At 54.8% G+C, this 20274-nt stretch carries 17 protein-coding genes and 2 pseudogenes; 18 read left to right on the top strand and 1 reads right to left on the bottom strand.

All coding sequences use genetic code 11. The features are described 5' to 3' along the window. The first annotated feature begins 23 nt into the window (after positions 1–23). The 9 genes and pseudogenes from BT125_RS16200 (at position 24) to BT125_RS16160 (ending at position 9232) form a co-directional block, all read left to right on the top strand. The gene (locus BT125_RS16200; RefSeq protein ID WP_256573780.1) at positions 24–2231 is read left to right on the top strand and encodes a bifunctional prephenate dehydrogenase/3-phosphoshikimate 1-carboxyvinyltransferase; all 2208 of its coding nucleotides are present in this window, start codon (positions 24–26) and stop codon (positions 2229–2231) included. Continuing rightward, positions 2228–2917 (top strand): (d)CMP kinase, encoded by a 690-nt coding sequence (cmk, locus tag BT125_RS16195; RefSeq protein WP_014337227.1) that lies wholly within the window; start codon positions 2228–2230, stop codon positions 2915–2917. Before BT125_RS16200 ends, cmk begins: the two co-directional genes overlap by 4 nt. Positions 2918–3036: 119 nt before the next feature. Continuing rightward, the gene (gene rpsA, locus BT125_RS16190) at positions 3037–4728 is read left to right on the top strand and encodes a 30S ribosomal protein S1 (protein WP_053120388.1); all 1692 of its coding nucleotides are present in this window, start codon (positions 3037–3039) and stop codon (positions 4726–4728) included. A 274-nt stretch (positions 4729–5002) separates the two neighbouring features. Beyond that, positions 5003–5281, top strand: coding sequence for a hypothetical protein (locus BT125_RS16185; protein WP_072408430.1), 279 nt, complete (start codon positions 5003–5005; stop codon positions 5279–5281). Positions 5282–5424: 143 nt separating this feature from the next. Further along, positions 5425–5721 (top strand): integration host factor subunit beta, encoded by a 297-nt coding sequence (gene ihfB, locus BT125_RS16180; RefSeq protein ID WP_003199243.1) that lies wholly within the window; start codon positions 5425–5427, stop codon positions 5719–5721. 26 nt (positions 5722–5747) lie between these two features. Then, complete coding sequence (locus tag BT125_RS16175; RefSeq protein ID WP_041475801.1) at positions 5748–5972, top strand: lipopolysaccharide assembly protein LapA domain-containing protein; 225 nt, start codon at positions 5748–5750, stop codon at positions 5970–5972. A gap of 178 nt (positions 5973–6150) precedes the next feature. Further along, on the top strand, positions 6151–7194 hold the full coding sequence (locus BT125_RS16170; RefSeq protein ID WP_072408428.1) for an LPS O-antigen chain length determinant protein WzzB: 1044 nt from the start codon (positions 6151–6153) through the stop codon (positions 7192–7194). A gap of 677 nt (positions 7195–7871) precedes the next feature. Then, positions 7872–8015, top strand: a pseudogene (locus BT125_RS28860) (IS5/IS1182 family transposase); the annotation flags it as partial. A 95-nt stretch (positions 8016–8110) separates the two neighbouring features. Continuing rightward, positions 8111–9232: an O-antigen ligase family protein gene (locus BT125_RS16160; protein WP_139271744.1), complete on the top strand. Its 1122-nt coding sequence runs from the start codon at positions 8111–8113 to the stop codon at positions 9230–9232. A gap of 30 nt (positions 9233–9262) precedes the next feature. Here BT125_RS16160 and BT125_RS16155 read toward each other — a convergent pair. Next, positions 9263–9607: pseudogene (locus BT125_RS16155) on the bottom strand (transposase); the annotation flags it as partial. 567 nt (positions 9608–10174) lie between these two features. On the opposite strand from BT125_RS16155, the gene wbpA reads away from it, so the two are divergent. From wbpA to BT125_RS16110, 9 genes are all read left to right on the top strand, one after another. Continuing rightward, on the top strand, positions 10175–11485 hold the full coding sequence (gene wbpA, locus BT125_RS16150; RefSeq protein ID WP_072408424.1) for a UDP-N-acetyl-D-glucosamine 6-dehydrogenase: 1311 nt from the start codon (positions 10175–10177) through the stop codon (positions 11483–11485). A 73-nt stretch (positions 11486–11558) separates the two neighbouring features. After that, entirely contained in the window at positions 11559–12509 is a 951-nt protein-coding gene (gene wbpB / locus BT125_RS16145) for a UDP-N-acetyl-2-amino-2-deoxy-D-glucuronate oxidase (RefSeq protein ID WP_072408422.1), read from the top strand. 110 nt (positions 12510–12619) lie between these two features. Further along, the gene (locus tag BT125_RS16140) at positions 12620–14470 is read left to right on the top strand and encodes an acyltransferase family protein (RefSeq protein ID WP_072408589.1); all 1851 of its coding nucleotides are present in this window, start codon (positions 12620–12622) and stop codon (positions 14468–14470) included. After that, positions 14467–15042 (top strand): UDP-2-acetamido-3-amino-2,3-dideoxy-D-glucuronate N-acetyltransferase, encoded by a 576-nt coding sequence (wbpD, locus tag BT125_RS16135; protein ID WP_072408420.1) that lies wholly within the window; start codon positions 14467–14469, stop codon positions 15040–15042. Before BT125_RS16140 ends, wbpD begins: the two co-directional genes overlap by 4 nt. Positions 15043–15044: 2 nt before the next feature. Beyond that, complete coding sequence (locus BT125_RS16130) at positions 15045–16127, top strand: DegT/DnrJ/EryC1/StrS family aminotransferase (RefSeq protein WP_072408418.1); 1083 nt, start codon at positions 15045–15047, stop codon at positions 16125–16127. Between the two features lie 271 nt (positions 16128–16398). After that, positions 16399–17634 (top strand): oligosaccharide flippase family protein, encoded by a 1236-nt coding sequence (locus BT125_RS16125; RefSeq protein ID WP_072408416.1) that lies wholly within the window; start codon positions 16399–16401, stop codon positions 17632–17634. Next, a complete protein-coding gene (gene hisH / locus BT125_RS16120) occupies positions 17631–18239 on the top strand; it encodes an imidazole glycerol phosphate synthase subunit HisH (protein WP_072408414.1) in 609 nt (202 codons plus the stop codon). The genes BT125_RS16125 and hisH overlap by 4 nt, the downstream gene beginning before the upstream one ends. Then, positions 18239–18994: an AglZ/HisF2 family acetamidino modification protein gene (locus BT125_RS16115; RefSeq protein WP_072408412.1), complete on the top strand. Its 756-nt coding sequence runs from the start codon at positions 18239–18241 to the stop codon at positions 18992–18994. The genes hisH and BT125_RS16115 overlap by 1 nt, the downstream gene beginning before the upstream one ends. 145 nt (positions 18995–19139) lie before the next feature. Next, the gene (locus tag BT125_RS16110; RefSeq protein WP_072408409.1) at positions 19140–20273 is read left to right on the top strand and encodes an N-acetyl sugar amidotransferase; all 1134 of its coding nucleotides are present in this window, start codon (positions 19140–19142) and stop codon (positions 20271–20273) included. The last annotated feature ends 1 nt before the right edge of the window (position 20274 follow it).

The raw sequence follows: 20274 nt of genomic DNA, 5'->3' as shown, positions 1-20274 counted from the left end.
CTTCGCTGCAACCTGCAGCCCCTATGATCGGTCGCCTGGTGGTGGTCGGCCTGGGGCTGATCGGCGGTTCGTTCGCCAAGGGCTTGCGTGAAAGCGGCCTGTGTCGCGAGGTGGTCGGTGTCGACCTGGATCCGCAGTCGCGCAAGCTGGCCGTGGAGCTGGGTGTGGTCGATCGCTGCGAGGACGACCTGGCGATCGCTTGCCAGGGCGCGGACGTGATCCAGCTGGCGGTGCCGATCCTGGCCATGGAAAAACTGCTGGCCCGCCTGGCGGGCATGAATTTGGGGCAGGCGATCCTGACCGATGTCGGCAGCGCCAAGGGCAACGTCGTGCGCGCCGCCACCGAGGCCTTCGGCGGGATGCCGGCGCGCTTCGTGCCTGGTCATCCGATTGCCGGTTCCGAGCAGAGCGGGGTGGAAGCCTCCAACGCCGAACTGTTTCGTCGTCACAAAGTGATCCTCACGCCGCTGGACCAGACGGATCCAGCCGCGCTGGCGGTGGTGGATCGTTTGTGGCGTGAACTGGGCGCCGATGTCGAGCACATGCAGGTCGGGCGTCACGATGAAGTATTGGCCGCCACTAGCCATTTGCCGCACCTGTTGGCGTTCGGCCTGGTGGACTCATTGGCCAAACGCAATGAAAATCTTGAGATCTTCCGTTACGCTGCCGGCGGTTTCCGCGATTTCACGAGAATCGCCGGAAGCGACCCGGTCATGTGGCACGACATCTTCCTCGCCAACCGCGAAGCTGTCTTGCGCACACTCGATACATTTCGCAGCGACCTCGACGCCTTGCGCGACGCGGTCGATGCAGGGGACGGGCACCAATTGCTGGGCGTTTTCACACGCGCCAGGGTGGCCCGCGAGCATTTCAGTAAAATCCTGGCCCGTCGGGCCTATGTGGACGCTATGAACTCCAACGATCTGATTTTCCTGGCACAACCTGGTGGCTCCCTGAGTGGGCGTATTCGTGTACCGGGCGATAAATCGATTTCCCACCGTTCGATCATGCTCGGCTCCCTGGCCGAAGGCGTGACCGAAGTGGAAGGCTTCCTTGAGGGCGAAGATGCTCTGGCGACGCTGCAAGCGTTTCGCGACATGGGGGTGGTCATCGAAGGTCCGCATCACGGTCGCGTGACCATCCATGGTGTCGGCCTGCATGGTCTCAAGCCTGCCCCGGGGCCGATCTACCTGGGTAACTCCGGGACTTCGATGCGTCTGTTGTCCGGCTTGTTGGCTGCGCAGGACTTCGACAGCACCCTGACCGGCGACGCCTCGCTGTCCAAGCGCCCGATGAACCGCGTCGCCAACCCGTTGCGGGAAATGGGTGCGGTCATCGAGACTGCCGCCGACGGTCGTCCGCCGATGACCATTCGCGGTGGCAACAAGCTCAAGGGCCTGACCTACACCATGCCGATGGCCAGCGCCCAGGTGAAATCCTGCCTGCTGCTGGCCGGTCTCTACGCCGAGGGCAAGACCACCGTCACCGAGCCGGCCCCGACCCGCGACCACACCGAGCGCATGCTGCGCGGCTTCGGCTACCCGGTGACGGTGGATGGCGCCACAGCATCCGTCGAGTCCGGTAGTAAGCTGACCGCGACCCACATCGAAGTGCCGGGCGACATCTCGTCGTCGGCGTTCTTCCTGGTGGCCGCCTCCATCGCGGAAGGTTCCGACCTGGTGCTTGAGCACGTCGGCATCAACCCGACCCGTACCGGCGTGATCGACATCCTGCGCCTGATGGGCGCTGACATTACGCTGGAGAACCAGCGTGAAGTCGGCGGCGAACCCGTAGCGGACCTGCACGTACGAGCAGCTAAACTCAAGGGTATCGAGATTCCGGAGGCGCTGGTTCCGCTGGCCATCGACGAGTTCCCGGTGCTGTTCGTGGCGGCCGCCTGTGCGCAAGGGCGCACCGTGCTGACTGGTGCCGAAGAGCTGCGGGTCAAGGAGTCGGATCGCATCCAGGTGATGGCTGATGGCTTGCTCACCTTGGGCGTCAAGTGCCAGCCGACGCCGGACGGCATCATCATCGATGGCGGCCAGATTGGCGGCGGCGAAGTCCATGGTCACGGTGATCACCGCATCGCCATGGCCTTCAGTGTTGCGTCTTTGCGCGCCAGCGCGCCGATTCGCATCCATGATTGCGCCAACGTCGCCACGTCGTTCCCGAACTTCCTGGCGCTGTGCGCGCAGGTCGGTATTCGAGTAGCACAAGAGGCGCAGTCGTGAACATCAAGGCACCGGTCATCACCATCGATGGCCCAAGCGGTTCGGGCAAGGGCACCGTCGCCGGGATCCTGGCCAGGCAGTTGGGCTGGAACCTGCTCGATTCGGGTGCCTTGTACCGTCTGCTGGCGTTCGCCGCCGCCAACCATGGCGTCGACCTGACCAACGAGGAGTTGCTCAAGGCGCTGGCGGCTCACCTGGACGTACAGTTCATTGCGGCGACCGACGGTCAGCTCCAGCGCATTATCCTAGAGGGTGATGAAGTCAGTGATGTCATCCGTACCGAAAGCGTGGGCGCCGGGGCCTCCCAGGTCGCTGCGCTGCCGGCGGTACGCGAAGCGTTGCTGCAACGTCAGCGCGCTTTCCAGGAGCCGCCGGGGCTGGTGGCTGATGGTCGCGACATGGGCACGGTGGTCTTTCCTGACGCGCCGTTGAAGATTTTCCTCACCGCCAGCGCCGAGGAGAGGGCGCGTCGCCGATATTTGCAGTTGAAGGGCAAAGGCGAGGATGTTAGTCTGTCGAGTCTGCTAGATGAGATCCGTGCACGCGACGAGCGTGATACCCAGCGCGCAGTAGCCCCGCTAAAGCCGGCGGCCGACGCGATACAGCTGGATTCAACGGAGTTGTCCATCGATCAGGTGCTGCAACGCATCATGAGCGAGATCGCCATTCGCGATATCGCCGGGTGACAGGAGGCTCCGCAGGGGACCAGTCATAGTCCTGCGGCGCTTCTTTTATATGAAACTAACCCACATCGTCTGGGGTGTGGAGATGGGCGTTTACTTCGCCCTAATCAACAGGAATTAAAATGAGCGAAAGCTTTGCGGAACTCTTTGAAGAAAGCTTGAAAACCCTGAACCTTCAGGCAGGCTCCATCATCACCGGCGTTATCGTTGATATCGATTACCAGGCTCGCTGGGTAACCGTTCACGCTGGTCTGAAGTCTGAAGCGCTGATCCCGCTTGAGCAGTTCTACAACGACGCTGGCGAACTGAACATCAACGTCGGTGACGAAGTTCACGTTGCGCTGGACTCGGTTGAAGATGGCTTTGGTGAAACCAAGCTGTCCCGTGAAAAAGCCAAGCGCGCTGAATGCTGGATCGTTCTGGAAGCGGCCTTCGCAGCTGAGGAAGTGGTCAAGGGCGTTATCAACGGTAAGGTTAAAGGCGGCTTCACTGTCGACGTTAACGGCATCCGTGCGTTCCTGCCAGGTTCCCTGGTTGACGTCCGTCCAGTGCGCGACACCACGCACCTGGAAGGCAAAGAGCTGGAATTCAAGGTCATCAAGCTGGACCAGAAGCGCAACAACGTTGTCGTTTCCCGTCGCAGTGTCCTGGAAGCCGAGAACTCCGCCGAGCGTGAAGCTCTGCTGGAATCGCTGCAGGAAGGCCAGCAGGTCAAGGGTATCGTCAAGAACCTCACTGATTACGGCGCATTCGTCGATCTGGGTGGCGTCGATGGCCTGCTGCACATCACCGACATGGCCTGGAAGCGTATCAAGCATCCTTCGGAAATCGTCAACGTTGGCGACGAGATCGATGTCAAGGTTCTGAAGTACGATCGCGAGCGCAATCGTGTTTCCCTGGGCCTCAAGCAACTGGGTGAAGATCCATGGGTTGCTATCAAAGCCCGTTACCCAGAAGGCACCCGCGTCACCGCTCGTGTTACCAACCTTACCGACTACGGCTGCTTCGCTGAGCTGGAAGAAGGCGTTGAAGGCCTGGTACACGTTTCCGAAATGGACTGGACCAACAAGAACATCCACCCTTCGAAAGTCGTACAAGTCGGCGACGAAGTGGAAGTCATGGTTCTGGACATCGACGAAGAGCGTCGTCGTATCTCCCTTGGCATCAAGCAGTGCAAGTCCAACCCATGGGAAGACTTCTCTGGCCAGTTCAACAAGGGCGATAAAATCTCCGGCACCATCAAGTCGATCACCGATTTCGGTATCTTCATTGGTCTGGATGGCGGCATCGACGGCCTGGTTCACCTGTCCGACATCTCCTGGAACGAAGTGGGCGAAGAAGCCGTACGCCGTTTCAAGAAGGGCGACGAGCTGGACACCGTTATCCTGTCGGTTGACCCAGAGCGCGAGCGTATCTCCCTGGGTATCAAGCAACTGGAAAGCGATCCGTTCTCCGAGTACGTTCAAGAGAACGACAAAGGCGCAATCGTTAAGGGCATCGTGAAAGAAGTTGACGCCAAAGGCGCCATCATCACCTTGGCCGACGATATCGAAGCGACTCTGAAAGCCTCCGAAATCAGCCGTGACCGCGTTGAAGACGCGCGCAACGTTCTGAAAGAAGGCGAAGAAGTAGAAGCCAAGATCATCAGCGTTGACCGCAAGAGCCGCGTAATCCAGCTCTCCATCAAGTCGAAAGACGATGCTGAAGAGAAAGAAGCAATCCAGAGCCTGCGCGACAAGCCAGCCGCTGATATTGCTGCTGGTCCTACCACTCTGGGTGACCTGCTGCGTGCACAAATGGAAAAACAGAACTGAGTTCTGTCAGACCATGAAAAAGGGCGACTTCGGTCGCCCTTTTTTGTGGGTGCGATTCGGGAAAGCCAGACTTTGCTCGTTCCAGATGCGCTGTCTGGTCTCGCTGTGAAACCAATCCTGCAGCCTGGCTGTCTCTTCTTTAAGCGGATCAGCCATCTATCAAGGTTGGACCACAGATGTCCTGGTTTTCTTGGAGTAATGTTGGAGCGAGCTTGCTCGCGATAGCGTCAGATCAGGCGCCACCCAGTCGAGTGATGGATATTTAAGGAGATGAATGAACAGACTCATCCTGATATTCGCAATATTGGCATTGGCAGCTTGCACCACAAGTGCCAAGACCCACGCAGTGCGTGGTGTCAGCGGTATCGAGGTCGACTGCTCAGGGTTGGGCTCTGGCTGGGAGAAGTGCCATAAGAGAGCCGCAAGAGAGTGCAAGGGCGCAGGCTACAAGGTCATTACCCGATCTGACGACGCGAAGGATGATGATCAGTATCCCTTTGGTTTCAATCCGGCTGGCTATCTGACTCGCACGATGCTGGTTATCTGTCGCTAGCTTTAGAAAATCTCCCCGTCTGCATGAAAGAAGCGATAGGGGAGCAAAGAAGAATGTCAATACTTGGGCTGTTCAAATCCCTCCGGTCATGCTAAAACCTTTTCAAGCGATTTTCCTAGCTGCTTGAAAAAGAAGGGAAAAATATGACGAAGTCGGAGTTGATCGAACGAATTGTCACCCATCAAGGGCTACTCTCATCCAAGGATGTGGAACTGGCCATCAAGACCATGCTTGAACAAATGTCCCAGTGCCTGGCGACGGGGGATCGTATTGAAATCCGTGGTTTTGGCAGCTTTTCCCTGCATTACCGTGCCCCGCGGGTTGGGCGCAATCCCAAGACCGGTCAGTCCGTCAGTCTTGATGGAAAGTTTGTCCCTCATTTCAAGCCGGGCAAAGAGCTCAGGGATCGTGTGAATGAGGAGGAGGGGGATGAGCTCTGACGCAGCACCTAATCTAAGGAGTTTTCATGCGGAACTTTAAGCGCTTGGCCCTTGTCGTACTGGCGCTGCTTGTGGCCTCGGCTATCGTCCTGTTTGTACTGGAAAACAACCAGCCGGTCGCACTCCTGTTTCTGGGCTGGTCAGCTCCTCAGCTTCCCGTCTCGGTTTTCGTGATCCTGGCGCTTCTCGCTGGTATGATAGTCGGGCCGTCGCTCGCGTGGTTCTTGGGAATGCGTAGACGGCCGAAATAATGGATATGTGAGCCCAGTAGTCTCTTGGTGTAAGGATCACGGCCAACAATTTTTTCTGACTTTGGGTGCGTTTTGTTCAAATTTAACTTGATTCAGTCTATCGCTGTGCCCGTCTTGCCTTTTAGTGAGTTCGATGTGTCTGTAGAGGCAATGCCAAAAAAGGGAGGCGGGATCACCCATGCCCAATAATCGTATTGAAACCCAGGGCGTCGATGAGATCGATCTGATCGCACTAGCGCGCGGGCTCTGGGGGCAAAAGTGGTTGATCCTTGCGGTCACCTTGCTGGTTACCGCGGGTGCAGCGGCTTATGCATACCTCAGCAAGCCGGTTTATCAAGCCCAGCTTTTTATCATGCCTCCTACTCAGAACGGTATTGCTGAGTTGAACTATGGCCGAGGGAAAAGCACAGAGCTGGATCCTTATTCCATCAAACATGTCTATGACGTATTTGCCCGAAATCTACAGGGTGAGTCTCTTCGTCAGACATTCTTCAATGAGGTTTATCTTCCTTCACTTGATGAGTCCCAGCGTAAGGGCGCGCTTGACCGTTTGTATGAGCGTTTCTCCCGAGAGCTCGTGATAAAGGGCCCTGGTAAAGATACGCCGGACCGCTATTCGGTAACGGTCCAGGGTGGAGACCCCGTTCGAGCCACGGAGTGGGCGAAGGCTTATGTGGCGCGCGCCAGTGAAGCGGCTGAATCAGAGCTGATCAAGAACGTTACGGCTGAGGCTGCGGTAAGAGCGCGTAATCTGGAGCAGCGTATTGTCGGTTTGCGCGAGACTGCGCAGCGAATACGTGAGGATCGGATTCAGCAGTTGCGCGAAGCGTTGAAGATCGCGGAGGCAATTGGTCTCACCAGCCCGAGTATAAACTCTACGGCGGCTGTTGATATAACGGTAGAAACTGGCAATAAAATGGATTACCAGCGAGGCAGCAAAGCCCTGGCTGCGGAAGTGAAGGCGCTGGAGTCGAGGGCTTCTGACGATGCCTTCATATCGGATTTGCGTTCGCTCCAAATGCGCTACAGTTTCTATCGTAAATTGAATATTGATCCAGAAAGCATTTCGGTTTATAGGCAAGACGGTAGCGTTGAGGTGCCGCAAAGCCCAATTAAGCCAAGAAAAATTTTGATTTTATTGTTGGGTGTTATTATGGGGGGCTTGTTAGGGGGGGGCATGGCCTTGATTCGAATTGTTATAAATCGAAGCAAAGAGCAGTGAGTCAATGGCGTAAAGAGTGATCTGTAACGGTATATTGCTGTTTCGACGATAGTCGTCGAGCAGCTGTATTTTTGGGTTTTCACGGAATCCGGGGAAACATGGCAGCGCCGATTTGATTGATGATGTTCGTGCGAGCAACACATCTAGCAAGCAGGCATCCTTATGTGCGATTTAGTACTTTCCTCCCTTTTTGAAGGGGTTTTCTATTGTCACGATCAAGCTTGATGGCGATGGCCTGCAGATTGATCTGATCCCTCAGCTCACCCGTTTTCCCACTTGCGGCGGCTGTCAAGGGCCTAGTTCAACTATTCATGAATACTGCCAGCGGGTCATCCGTAATCTGCCCATTCTTGCGCGAGCGGTGCAGCTCAGCGTCGAGCTTGGGCGAGTTGGGTGTGGGGCTTGTGGTAAGTGGATGAGGGCCGTCAGCTAGCTTGATCGCTATTTCCAGATGACGCGACGCTTGTCTGAAGCCGTCATTCAGGCCTGTCAGCGTCTACCACTTTGCATGTTACCCAGCTGTTGGGATTGCATTGGGCTCTGTACGAAATCTTAAGAAACCCATCACCGCCCTTCGAACGCTGAGATTTTGTAGAGTCACCCGCCATGAGTGGAAAGTAATTCTGTGATGGCAAAGCGTTATGAGCTCTCGGACGAGGCCTGGGATGTGGTCTCCGATCTTTTCATCCATGTTTGGATGGTTGAAAGAGAATCGCCGAATCGTGACGCGTTTTGTCAAGCTCGCGAAAAGCTATCCTGCCATGTTCTCGCTGGCTTGTTCCACGAGGTGTTTGCGACATCTCATTTCGTACAGAGCCTAGGTTGCGAGCTGTGGGGGCAAGCAGATTTAGGTTACAATCGTCAGATAATGCAGGACGCTATTGAAAGGTCACATATGGCTATACGAATATCCACCATGCTGTTTGCTATAACTTTTCCGGGAACAATCCTGTATTACGTTGCGGTTTCCAAGCACTTAATTCCACCTATCAGCTCCGGTTATTTTGGGTTGATGTGCATTGTTTCTTTGCTATTAGCTCTGCCGAGCTATGCATACGATGCATTGAAGACCGGAAGGCTTCAGATTACTGACCTATCATTTTTTTTGTTTTTATTGTTCTTTGCTATGATCGTATTTTGGCATGGCGCGCAGTCTTCAGACAAGTCGTTAATGTCATGGCATTTGGTTTCTATAGCCCAAAGCGTGGCGGTTTTTTTACTATGCAAACGCGCTTTCACTAACAGTGATAAAATCTCCTCTGTTATAGCTATTGGTTGGTTGCTGGCGTCACTGTGTATAATGACAGTGACGGTCGACGGCAGGTTCTCACTGAGGGAAACAGCCGATGACGTAGGCGCAATTCCCAGCTACCAGACTTTTGCATTATGCTACATGATAACTAGCGTATTCCTGGCAAAAACCATTGATAGTAGAAAGCTACGATACATTGTTCACTCCGTCTCGCTTATCTGTCTTTACCTTAACTCCGCCAGAAGTGAGTTTGCCGGATATCTATTCTTCCTTGGGGTACTGGAGTTTTTGAGCTACAGGAACAAGTCAACGCCAATAATCGTGGCCTCCATAGTAATTACAATTTCATTTGTTGCGATTGTCACTGGCTCGGTCAAGCTGCCTGAAAGTCGGATAACCGCTCTTGCCAACCTAAATAGCGACAATTCCAGCAATGAGCGTGACCGCATGGCGAGAGAAGGGTTGGATAAAATATTCAACAGCCCCATCATCGGCGCATATGGACAATATGAAGAAGGCGGGTATATCCATAATATAATGTCGGTGTGGCAGGAAACAGGCATTCTCGGTGCCATCTTCTTTATATCGATACTGTCTGCGCCAACTGCCATGTCAATTGCCAAGGTGCTGAAGCGCAGGTCGTATCACGACACGCACGTTGCTCTATCACTTCTGCTTACTGCGATTCTTTTACTCGTAGCTGGTAAATATTTCACATATTTGCTTGTTCCGGCGGCGCTAGCTGTGTATTCGACTACCCGAAACCAGACCAGAGTATTGGGATAACCAATCATGAAAAAGTGACGATCCGGCACTGTACGAAAAGTACTGTCTCAAACACCGAATGGCACAAGCCAGTGAGACCATCGCGCATAACTTTTAGCGAGCTTGTCGACGCGCGTAACGATGCGGTGGTTCTCCTTCAACAAGCCAAACATGCGCTCAATGATGTTGCGCTGTCGGTATTTGGGGCGATCAAACAGTCTGGGTAAGCAGACTTGGGATTGCGCTTCATCGCACGCAGCGGGATGAGCGGCTGCATCCGATAGCGGTCGCAATGGCGCCGCAACGTTTCGGCGTTATCGCCTTTATCGGCCAGCAATCATCGGCAGCGTTGCGAGGGTGCCCTCGCAAACTTGGGATGTAAACGTTATCCAGTAGCGCGGTGCAGTCGGTGTATAGGCGGCCTGAGCTCAACACAGGCTTCGATATGGAGCGTGAGAACCTCGCCTTTGATGTTGACACGGCCGATGCGCTGACCTTGCAAAAAAGCTTAATTGCATTGACAGGCCAGGTTAGAAGCGATCGTGGCGTATCGGGAGGCTAATGGGTCGTTTGCTACGGTGGGAACTGCTGGAGATCCAGGGCTCCGCCCAGCGCGTTCCAGCATTGGAGCTGGCACAGGTCAACGGTGCCGGCTGGCGGAAGTTCAGCCTTAGGGTTCCAAGAGCGAACGATATCGTTTTGAAAACCTTTCGGGCGCTCAGTCGCTCTGGAAAACTTTGATGGATCGCCGAAGCCGAACCCCCTATGATTGTGGCCCCTTTCAGTTTTGGCAGCCGCCAGGCAGCCCTCTGGCAAAATGGACGAGCGCCTTTTCTCGATGTCGCGGTGGCTGCGTGTTGCTGCGGAATGGATTCACTCGACTGACGAATGAATCGGTGAAGGTTCAATTACCCGTTATGCAGTCGTGGAAACGGGCAGGTAAATCAAGGTGAGTTGGAAAGCATGACAGATATGAATGCGGTGATTGAAAAGTTCAAAAGTCGGCAGGCTTTGATTGGTATCGTTGGTCTCGGTTACGTCGGTTTGCCCCTGATGCTGCGTTACAATGCCATTGGTTTTAATGTCCTAGGTATCGATATCGATCAAGCCAAGGTCGAAAAACTGAATGTTGGTCAGAGCTACATCGAGCATATTCCGGCTGCCAGCATCGCCAAGGCGCGTGAGTCGGGTTTTGAGGCCACCGTCGATTTCAAGCGTGCCAGCGAGTGTGACGCGCTGATTCTGTGTGTGCCGACGCCGCTGAACAAGTATCGCGAGCCGGACATGAGCTTCGTGATCAATACCACCGATGCACTCAAGCCGAACCTGCGTGCAGGCCAGGTGGTTTCGCTGGAAAGCACCACCTACCCAGGCACCACCGAAGAAGAACTGCTGCCACGCGTGCAGGAAGGTGGCTTAGAAGTCGGTGAGGACATCTTCCTGGTCTACTCGCCAGAGCGCGAAGACCCGGGCAATCCGAACTTCGAAACCCGTACCATTCCAAAGGTCATCGGTGGCCACACGCCAAAATGCCTGGAAGTCGGTGTTGCGCTGTACGAGCAAGCCATTGACCAGGTTGTACAGGTCAGCTCCACCAAAGCTGCCGAGATGACCAAGTTGCTGGAAAACATCCATCGTGCGGTGAACATCGGCCTAGTCAACGAAATGAAGATCGTCGCCGACCGCATGGGTATTGACATCTTCGAAGTGGTCGATGCCGCGGCAACCAAGCCTTTCGGTTTCACCCCTTACTACCCAGGTCCGGGCCTGGGTGGCCACTGCATTCCAATTGACCCTTTTTACCTGACTTGGAAGGCACGCGAATATGGCCTGCACACCCGTTTCATTGAGCTGTCTGGCGAAGTCAACCAGGCGATGCCTGAGTACGTGTTGAACAAGCTGATGGATGGCTTGAACGAATCGGGCAAGGCGCTCAAGGGCAGCCGCATCCTGGTATTGGGCATTGCCTACAAGAAAAACGTCGACGACATGCGTGAATCGCCCTCCGTGGAGATCATGGAACTCATCGAGGCCAAGGGCGGTATCGTCGCGTACAGCGACCCACATGTGCCGCAATTCCCGAAAATGCGCGAGCATCACTTCGAACTGGACAGCGAGCCGCTGACTGCCGAGAACCTGGCAAGCTTCGATGCAGTCGTCCTGGCGACCGACCATGACAAGTTCGACTATGCGTTGATCGAGTCCAAGGCCAGGCTGATCATTGACAGTCGTGGTAAATACCGCATCCCGGCCACGCACATCATCAAAGCCTGATCAGCGTCGCTCGCCCGTCGATCCGCCTGTGCCCCAGGGCAAGGCGGATTCCTTCGTTTTCAAAGGAAGCCTCATGAAAAACTTTGCTCTCATCGGCGCCGCTGGCTATATCGCCCCTCGGCATATGCGCGCCATTAAAGATACCGGCAACCGCCTGGTCTCCGCCTACGATATCAATGACTCGGTAGGCATCATCGACAGCATTTCACCGCAAAGCGAATTCTTTACCGAGTTCGAGTTCTTCCTTGATCACGCTCACAGCCTCAAGCGCGACCCAGCGAACGCCTTGGATTACGTGTCGATCTGCTCGCCCAACTACCTGCACCAACCGCACATTGCCGCCGGTCTGCGCCTGGGCTGTGACGTGATCTGCGAAAAACCGTTAGTGCCGACCCCGCAGCAGTTGGACCAGTTGGCACTGATCGAGCAGGAAACCGGTAAGCGCCTGTTCAACATCCTGCAGCTGCGCCATCACCAGGCAATCATTGCCTTGAAGGACAAGGTTGCCCGCGAGAACAACCCGCACAAGTACGAAGTCGATCTGACCTACATTACTTCCCGTGGCAAGTGGTACCTGCAAAGCTGGAAAGGTGACCCACGCAAGTCCTTCGGCGTAGCCACCAACATTGGCGTGCACTTCTACGACATGCTGCACTTCATCTTTGGCAAGTTGCAGCGCAACGTTGTGCACTTCACTTCCGAACACAAGGCGGCCGGTTACCTGGAGTACGAGAAAGCACGTGTACGCTGGTTCCTGTCGGTCGACGCCAACGATCTGCCGGAATCGGTAAAGGGCAAGAAGCCAACTTACCGTTCGATTACCGTCAACGGAGAGGAAATGGAGTTCTCCGAAGGCTTCACTGACCTGCACACCACCAGCTACGAGGAAATCCTGGCTGGGCGTGGTTATGGCATCGAGGATGCTCGCCACTGCGTGGAGACGGTCAACACCATTCGCAGTGCGGCCATCGTCGTTGCAGCGGACAACGAAGCGCATCCGTTCGTCCAAGCCCTTTCTCGCTGATCGGCGAGACAGCACGGGTGGCCTTGCGCCACCCGTTTCAAGTTTCTCAAGCAGGATCGCAAGCCAGCGTGTCGAACGATAATTTCAACAAGCCAAACGAAGCGGGTGCGATGCGCCGCGTGCGCAGCATTCGTCTCGATATTCAGGGCTTGCGTGCAATCGCGGTGCTGGCGGTCATGCTTTATCACGCCAATAGTGGCTGGCTGAAAGCGGGCTATGTCGGCGTCGACATCTTTTTTGTCATCTCTGGCTTCATCATAACGGCATTGTTGACCGAGCGAAGCGACAAGGTCGATCTCGTTTCATTCTATGCCAGCCGCATCAAGCGCATTCTGCCGGCGTATTTCGTCATGCTGGTGGTGGTGTCCGCGCTGTCCGCGCTCCTGTTTCTGCCTGATGACTTCGCATTTTTCCTCGACAGCCTGAAGTCCTCGGCGTTGTTTACCAGCAACCAGTACTTCTCTGGCTTCGGCAGTTATTTCGCGCCGCGGGCCGATGAATTGCCGCTTCTGCATACCTGGTCATTGGCCATCGAGATGCAGTTCTATCTGTTCTTCCCGGTGCTGGTCATTTGCTTGCCAAAGCAATGGCGTCTCATAACGTTTGCCTTGCTAGCCGCCAGTCTGTTTGCCTGGAGCGGTTACCGTGGACTGGGTGAATCGCAAGAAGGGATGTACTTTGCCCTGTCGGCACGGATTCCCGAATTCATGGTCGGTGCCATCGTTGCTTTGCTGATGCGCCAGCGCGAGCTGCCCATGTTACTTGCAAGCGTATTCGGTGGGCTGGGCGCAATCCTGCTGGCTTGGGCGGTGCTGGCTATCGATAAGCAACACTTTCCAGGCTTCTGGTCTATCCTGCCTTGTGTCGCGGCAGGGCTGCTCATCGTTGCCCGGCGTGGTCCGGTCAGCGCGTTGCTAGCCACTCGGCCGATGGTCTGGATCGGTGGTATTTCCTATTCGTTGTACCTGTGGCATTGGCCGGTGCTGGCGTTCATTCGTTATTACACGGGGCAGTACGAGCTGACGGCTGCATGGTTGCCGATTTTCGTGGCCAGCTCTGTGCTGCTGGCATGGCTTTCCTTTCGCTTGGTCGAAACACCCGCCAGAAACGCTCCCGGCATGATGCGCCAGCTGCCCAAGTGGGCTGTAACCGGTGCTGTGGTCGCGCTGGTGGCGTGGGGTGGACAACGTGTCAACGCCTCGCTGGTCGCTCCGTTGCCTGTGGAACTCACCCGTTATGCTGCTCCAGAGCTTATCTGCCATGGCACCCAAGTGGGCGCGTGCAAGCGAGGCAAGGCGGATGCCGAAGTGTCCGTTCTGGTAATTGGCGATAGCCATGCTGCCCAATTGAACTACTTCTTCGACCAGGTGGGCGAAGAGCAGGGCGTTGCTTACCGTGTGCTCACTGCCAGCAGTTGCGTGCCTATCCCCGGCTTTGACATTGAACACCTGCCAGCCTGGGCGCAAAAACCTTGCCGCGCGCAGATCGAGGCCGTGGCTCGTGAGTTGCCGAAGGTGGAGCGGGTGATTGTCGCAGGCATGTGGCAGTACCAGATGCAGAGCCAAGCATTCGCCAAGGCGTTTGCTGAATTTCTCGTCGATGCTGCAGGAGCCCATAAACATATTGTGGTGCTTGCTCAGGTACCGATGTTTGAAACAGACGTGCAGCGGGTAAGGCGCTTTACCGAGCTTGGCCTGCCGGCGCCATTGACATTCAATCGTGAGTGGCAGGTTGCCAACCAGCAAGTGCAGGCCATTGTCGACCGCACGCCCGGTGTGCGTTTCCTGGACCTTTCCAATAGCAGCTTCTTTGCCGCTGCGCCTTACCAGCAAGGTTTGCTCATCTACCGTGACAGCCACCACCTCAACGAGGTAGGTGCACGTCGTTATGGGCACTATGCTGCCGAGCCACTGCAGCGTGCTTTCGATCAACCTCAGTCTAATGTGAGTCTGAAGCCATGAGTTACTATCAGCACCCAAGCGCGATCGTCGATGAGGGCGCGCAGATCGGTGAAAACTCCCGTGTCTGGCACTTTGTCCATGTTTGCGCGGGCGCCCACATCGGTGTTGGCGTTTCGCTCGGTCAGAATGTGTTCGTGGGCAACAAAGTCGTGATCGGCGACCGCTGTAAGATCCAGAACAATGTTTCGGTCTACGACAATGTCACGCTGGAAGAGGGCGTATTCTGTGGCCCCAGCATGGTCTTCACCAATGTCTATAATCCGCGTTCGCTGATCGAGCGCAAGGACCAGTACCTCGATACGCTGGTAAAAAAGGGCGCGACGCTCGGCGCCAATTGCACCATCGTCTGCGGCGTTACCATTGGTGAATATGCCTTCGTCGGTGCCGGCGCGGTCATCAACAAGGATGTACCGGCCTATGCATTGATGGTGGGTGTGCCCGCACGGCAGATTGGCTGGATGAGCGAATTTGGTGAGCAATTGCAGTTGAACGAGCAGGGTGAGGCCTTCTGCTCGCATACGGGAGCGCGCTACGTGCTGAACGGAAAACTTTTGAACAAGACGGATGCCTGAGCATGATTGAATTCATTGACCTGAAAAGCCAGCAAGCACGTATCAAGGACAAGATCGATGCCGGCATCCAGCGCGTCTTGAGCCACGGCCAGTACATTCTCGGCCCGGAAGTGCAAGAGCTGGAGGAGCGTCTGGCCGCCTTTGCCGGCGCTAAGTTCTGCATCAGTTGCGCCAACGGCACCGATGCTCTGCAGATCGTGCAGATGGCCCTGGGCATTGGCCCAGGTGACGAGGTGATCACTCCGGGCTTCACCTATATAGCCACTGCCGAAACAGTTGCGTTGCTGGGCGCCAAGCCTGTCTACGTAGACATCGACCCACGTACCTACAACCTTGATCCACAATTGTTGGAGGCGGCGATTACTCCGCGCACAAAGGCGATCATCCCGGTCTCGCTGTATGGCCAGTGTGCTGATTACGATGCGATCAACGCCATTGCGGCCAAACATGGCATCCCTGTGATCGAGGACGCGGCGCAGAGCTTTGGTGCTTCATACAAAGGCAAGCGTTCGTGCAACCTCACGACTGTTTCCTGCACCAGCTTCTTCCCTAGCAAGCCGTTGGGTTGCTATGGCGATGGCGGCGCGATCTTTACCAATGACGAAGCGCTGGCTACTGTCATTCGCCAAATTGCCCGGCATGGCCAGGATCGTCGTTATCACCACATCCGGGTTGGGGTGAACAGTCGACTGGATACCCTGCAAGCGGCCATTCTGTTGCCCAAGCTTGAAATCTTCGAAGAGGAGATTGCGTTGCGTCAGCAAGTGGCGGGTTGGTACGACGTAGCCCTCAAGCAGACTGGTGTCGACACTACCCCTTTTATCGAAGCAGGCAATATCAGCGCCTACGCGCAATATACTGTGCAAGTGGACGATCGGGATGCAGTCCAGAAACGATTGCAGGCCGCCGGCGTTCCGACTGCCGTGCATTATCCTATCCCACTGAACAAGCAACCTGCAGTGGCGGACGAAGCATCGTCGTTGCCAGTTGGTGACAAGGTTGCCACTCGCGTGATGAGTCTGCCTATGCATCCCTATCTGGACAAAGCTTCCATCGATACCATTTGTGCTGCGTTGACGAGCTGACGGATGTGCATACTTGCTCGGGCCGACAGGTCTGTCCTGCGGGATACCGTTTTGGTTTTCGCCTGCTTTGCCGTTGCTCTGTGGGTGAACACCTATGCCAAGGTTTTTCTTCTTGAGTATATGGGCGCGGCCAACAAGTCTGTCGATGTCGGGCTGTATCTGTTGATTCTGGCATTTGCCAGTGCGGGGCTGTGTGGCGGAGGGATTCGCAGGCTAGGCCATTCTTCGTGCTTATCTCCTTCCCGTTCAAGATATCTTGGAGTGTGAAGCGATGAGCGCAATCTTCATCCAGCGCGTGGCGCGAGTATTGGTGGGCACACTTGGCGCTCAACTGATTACCATCGGCGTCACCCTGCTGCTGGTTCGTCTGTATTCCCCTGCCGAAATGGGCGATTTTAGTGCTTGGCTTTCGTTCGCTACCATTTTTGCGGTGATGGTCACCGGGCGCTATGAGTTGGCAATCTTCGCCACCAAGGCGGAAAACGATTTTCATGCCGTGATCAAGCTCGTATTGCTACTCACACTATCAATTACCATTTTAGTGGCTGGCGGTCTTGTATTGGCAGCGCCTTTTATGGACGCACTGCCTGCTGTAGTGGGTGATTATTGGTTGGCCCTGGCAATCGTTTCGTTGGGCTTGGGTGCAAACAAACTGGTCCTGTCCCTCCTAACCTTCCAACAGTCCTTTAACAGGCTGGGAGGCGCGCGTATCAGCCTTGCTGCCTGCGTCGCAGTCGCCCAAGTGTCCGCCGCTTATTTACTAGGCGGCGTCTCGGGTCTTATCTACGGCCAATTGTTCGGCGTCATCGTTGCCACGGCGCTGGCGGCTATCTGGGTTGGAAAACCGTTGATCGTAGCCTGTGCCGCGACGCCTTGGCGCGCGGTGAGGCAAAGCGCGGTGAAGTATATAAACTTCCCCAAGTTTTCCTTGCCCGCAGACCTGATCAACACGGTCGCCAGCCAAATTCCGATCGTGCTGTTGGCAGCGAAGTTCGGCGGGGAGAGTGCGGGCTGGTTCGCTTTGACACTGAAGATCATGGGCGCTCCTATTTCCCTGCTAGCCGCCTCGGTACTTGATGTCTTCAAGGAGCAAGCTGCCCGTGACTATCGGGAGACGGGAAGCTGCCGCGGCATCTTCATCAAGACCTTCAAGCTACTCGCAGTACTGGCGCTCCCTCCCTTCGTAGCCTTCTGGTTCGTAGGTGAATGGGCGTTCAGTTTCATATTTGGCGCCGCCTGGGCTGAATCAGGGCGCTATGCCGTGTTGATGATTCCGTTGTTCTACATGCGGTTCGTCGTTAGCCCCCTGAGTTACACGATCTATATCGCGCAGCGGCAGAATCTGGACTTGGTGTGGCAGCTGACCCTGCTAGCCTTGACGTTTGCCTGCTTCACCCTGCCAGATACCGTGGATTCGGTGTTGTGGTTCTACTCCATGGGCTATGCAATCATGTATTTCATTTATTTCTGGATGTCCTTCTACTGCACCAAGGGAGATGCCAAGTGATCGTTGTTGTTGATTATGGTGTAGGGAACATCGCCTCGGTTTTGAACATGCTGAAGCGAGTGGGCGCCAAAGCCAAGGCCTCGAACAGTCGTGAGGATATCGAGCAGGCGGACAAACTCATTCTGCCAGGAGTGGGCGCTTTCGACGCTGGCATGCAAACACTGCGAAAAAGCGGCCTGATCGAGGTGTTGAATGAGCAGGTGCAGGGTAAGCAAAAGCCGGTAATGGGTGTATGCCTCGGCAGCCAGATGCTTGGCAATGGCTCTGAGGAGGGCAGCGAGCCTGGTCTTGGCTGGATCGACATGGACATTGTCCGTTTCGAGAGGCGTGAGGGGCGTAAGGTGCCGCACATGGGGTGGAACGAAGTTACTCCTCGGTTGCAGCACCCAATTCTGACGGGGCTCAATCAACTGAGCCGTTTCTATTTTGTCCACAGTTATTACATGTTGCCGCGACATGCGGAGAACACCTTGCTGACCGCTAACTACGATCAACAGTTTACCGCCGCAGTGGTCAGGGACAATATTTTGGGCTTTCAATTTCATCCGGAAAAAAGCCATAAATTTGGTATGCAACTATTCAAGAATTTCGTGGAGTTGGTCTGATGGTCAGGAGGCGCGTAATTCCCTGCTTGTTACTTAAAGATCGCGGCCTGGTCAAGACCGTGAAATTCAAAGAGCCGAAATACGTCGGCGATCCCATCAATGCCATCCGGATCTTCAACGAGAAGGAAGTTGATGAGCTGGTGTTGCTCGACATTGAGGCTTCAAAACTCAATCGTGAGCCCAACTACGAATTGATCGCCGAGGTGGCGGGTGAGTGTTTCATGCCCATTTGTTATGGTGGGGGGATCAAAACCCTGGAGCATGCCGAGAAGGTGTTTGCCCTCGGTATCGAGAAAATTTCCATCAATACGGCTGCGCTCGCCGACCTTTCGCTGATCCGTCAAATCGCCGACAAGTTCGGGTCGCAAAGCGTCGTGGGGGCCATGGATTGCCGGAAGGGCTTCTGGGGCGGGTATTCTGTATACTCGGAAAACGGCACAAAAGATACCAAGCGCTCCCCAGTCGAGTGGGCCCAAGCGCTTGAGACGGCAGGGGTCGGCGAAATCTTCCTGAACTCAGTCGACCGTGACGGCACACAGAAGGGTTTCGATACTGCGCTAGTAGAAAGCGTTGTCTCCGAGGTGCACGTACCTGTCATCGCTTGCGGTGGCGCTGCTTCCACGGCGGACCTGATCGAGCTTTTTGACCGTACTGGCATTTCTGCCGTGGCGGCAGGCAGCCTTTTTGTGTTCCACGGCAAGCACCGCGCCGTACTTATTAGCTATCCAGACATCAATATGTTGATTGCTGAGTAAGCAAAATTGAAATTTCTCAAAGGCAGCGTCTCTTGGAAGCCTTCCGGCTTTACAGACTCTTCGCTGCCTTGATTGTCATACATATCGGGCCTGCTGCTGGGTTGCCCAATCAAGCAGGCCGACGAAAACGTTTTGGAGGTAGGTAGTGGTGAAGGTCTGTTCGCGCTGTGTCATGGATACATCTGACGCTGAAATAGTGTTCGATGATATGGGAGTGTGCAATCACTGCCACAAGTTCGACAATGTCCAATCCAAGCAACTGTTTACCGATGCTAGTGGTGAGCAGCGTCTCCAGAAGATCGTCGATCAGATCAAGAAAGAGGGTGCCGGCAAAGAGTACGACTGCATCATTGGCCTTAGTGGCGGTGTAGACAGCTCCTACTTAGCGCTGAGGGTCAAGGACTTCGGGTTACGCCCACTCGTGGTGCATGTGGATGCAGGCTGGAATAGCGAGCTGGCTGTCAGCAACATCGAAAAAATTATCAAATATTGCGGATATGACCTGCATACCCATGTTATGAATTGGGAAGAGGTTCGGGATCTGCAGTTAGCGTACATGCGTGCAGCTGTCGCGAATCAGGATGTGCCTCAAGATCATGCCTTCTTTTCAAGCATGTATCACTTTGCTGTTAAGAATGATATTAAGTATATTCTTAGTGGCGGAAACCTGGCGACCGAGGCGGTTTTTCCTGAGACATGGCACGGTAGCGCTATGGACGCTATTAATTTGCGTGCAATACATAGAGCTTATGGGGAGCGCGCGTTGAATGATTATAAGACCATTAGCTTTTTTGAATATTATTTCTGGTATCCCTTCGTAAAGGGGATGCGAACTGTTCGCCCGTTGAATTATATGAGCTATAATAAAGCTGAGGCGGAGGTTTATTTACGGGATACAATAGGATATCGATCCTACGCTCGTAAACATGGTGAATCTATCTTTACTAAACTTTTCCAGAATTATTATCTGCCAACTAAATTTGGTTACGATAAGCGAAAGCTTCATTACTCCAGTATGATTCTTTCAGGTCAATTGACCCGCGAAGCTGCTCTGATAAAGCTTGCCGAGCCACTGTACGACACGGAGGAGTTGGAGGTTGATATCGAGTACTTTTGCAAGAAGATCAGGATCTCACGATCTCAGTTCAACGAGCTGATGCATGTGCCAATACACAACTACTCCGACTTCAAGAACTGGGATGGATTGCAACGTTTTGCTAAGCGTGCGCAAGGATTGCTTCAGAAGCTGACGGGTAGAAAAGTTCAAATCTATTCCTGAA

The organism is Pseudomonas sp. NFACC04-2, from assembly GCF_900119265.1.
Lineage (GTDB): Bacteria > Pseudomonadota > Gammaproteobacteria > Pseudomonadales > Pseudomonadaceae > Aquipseudomonas > Aquipseudomonas fluorescens_AA.
The sequence above is the reverse complement of the archived record's forward strand: the minus strand, read 5'-3'. Positions and strand labels throughout refer to the sequence as shown.

What these genes read in the sequence shown, in the direction of transcription:
- ihfB (WP_003199243.1), top strand. Translation starts at nt 5,425, where the DNA reads ATGACGAAGTCGGAGTTGATCGAACGAATTGTCACCCATCAAGGGCTA.
- wbpB (WP_072408422.1), top strand. Translation starts at nt 11,559, where the DNA reads ATGAAAAACTTTGCTCTCATCGGCGCCGCTGGCTATATCGCCCCTCGG.
- BT125_RS16160 (WP_139271744.1), top strand. Translation starts at nt 8,111, where the DNA reads ATGCTGTTTGCTATAACTTTTCCGGGAACAATCCTGTATTACGTTGCG.
- rpsA (WP_053120388.1), top strand. Translation starts at nt 3,037, where the DNA reads ATGAGCGAAAGCTTTGCGGAACTCTTTGAAGAAAGCTTGAAAACCCTG.
- BT125_RS16130 (WP_072408418.1), top strand. Translation starts at nt 15,045, where the DNA reads ATGATTGAATTCATTGACCTGAAAAGCCAGCAAGCACGTATCAAGGAC.
- wbpD (WP_072408420.1), top strand. Translation starts at nt 14,467, where the DNA reads ATGAGTTACTATCAGCACCCAAGCGCGATCGTCGATGAGGGCGCGCAG.
- BT125_RS16140 (WP_072408589.1), top strand. Translation starts at nt 12,620, where the DNA reads ATGCGCCGCGTGCGCAGCATTCGTCTCGATATTCAGGGCTTGCGTGCA.
- BT125_RS16115 (WP_072408412.1), top strand. Translation starts at nt 18,239, where the DNA reads ATGGTCAGGAGGCGCGTAATTCCCTGCTTGTTACTTAAAGATCGCGGC.
- wbpA (WP_072408424.1), top strand. Translation starts at nt 10,175, where the DNA reads ATGACAGATATGAATGCGGTGATTGAAAAGTTCAAAAGTCGGCAGGCT.
- BT125_RS16125 (WP_072408416.1), top strand. Translation starts at nt 16,399, where the DNA reads ATGAGCGCAATCTTCATCCAGCGCGTGGCGCGAGTATTGGTGGGCACA.
- BT125_RS16175 (WP_041475801.1), top strand. Translation starts at nt 5,748, where the DNA reads ATGCGGAACTTTAAGCGCTTGGCCCTTGTCGTACTGGCGCTGCTTGTG.
- BT125_RS16185 (WP_072408430.1), top strand. Translation starts at nt 5,003, where the DNA reads ATGAACAGACTCATCCTGATATTCGCAATATTGGCATTGGCAGCTTGC.
- BT125_RS16200 (WP_256573780.1), top strand. Translation starts at nt 24, where the DNA reads ATGATCGGTCGCCTGGTGGTGGTCGGCCTGGGGCTGATCGGCGGTTCG.
- BT125_RS16170 (WP_072408428.1), top strand. Translation starts at nt 6,151, where the DNA reads ATGCCCAATAATCGTATTGAAACCCAGGGCGTCGATGAGATCGATCTG.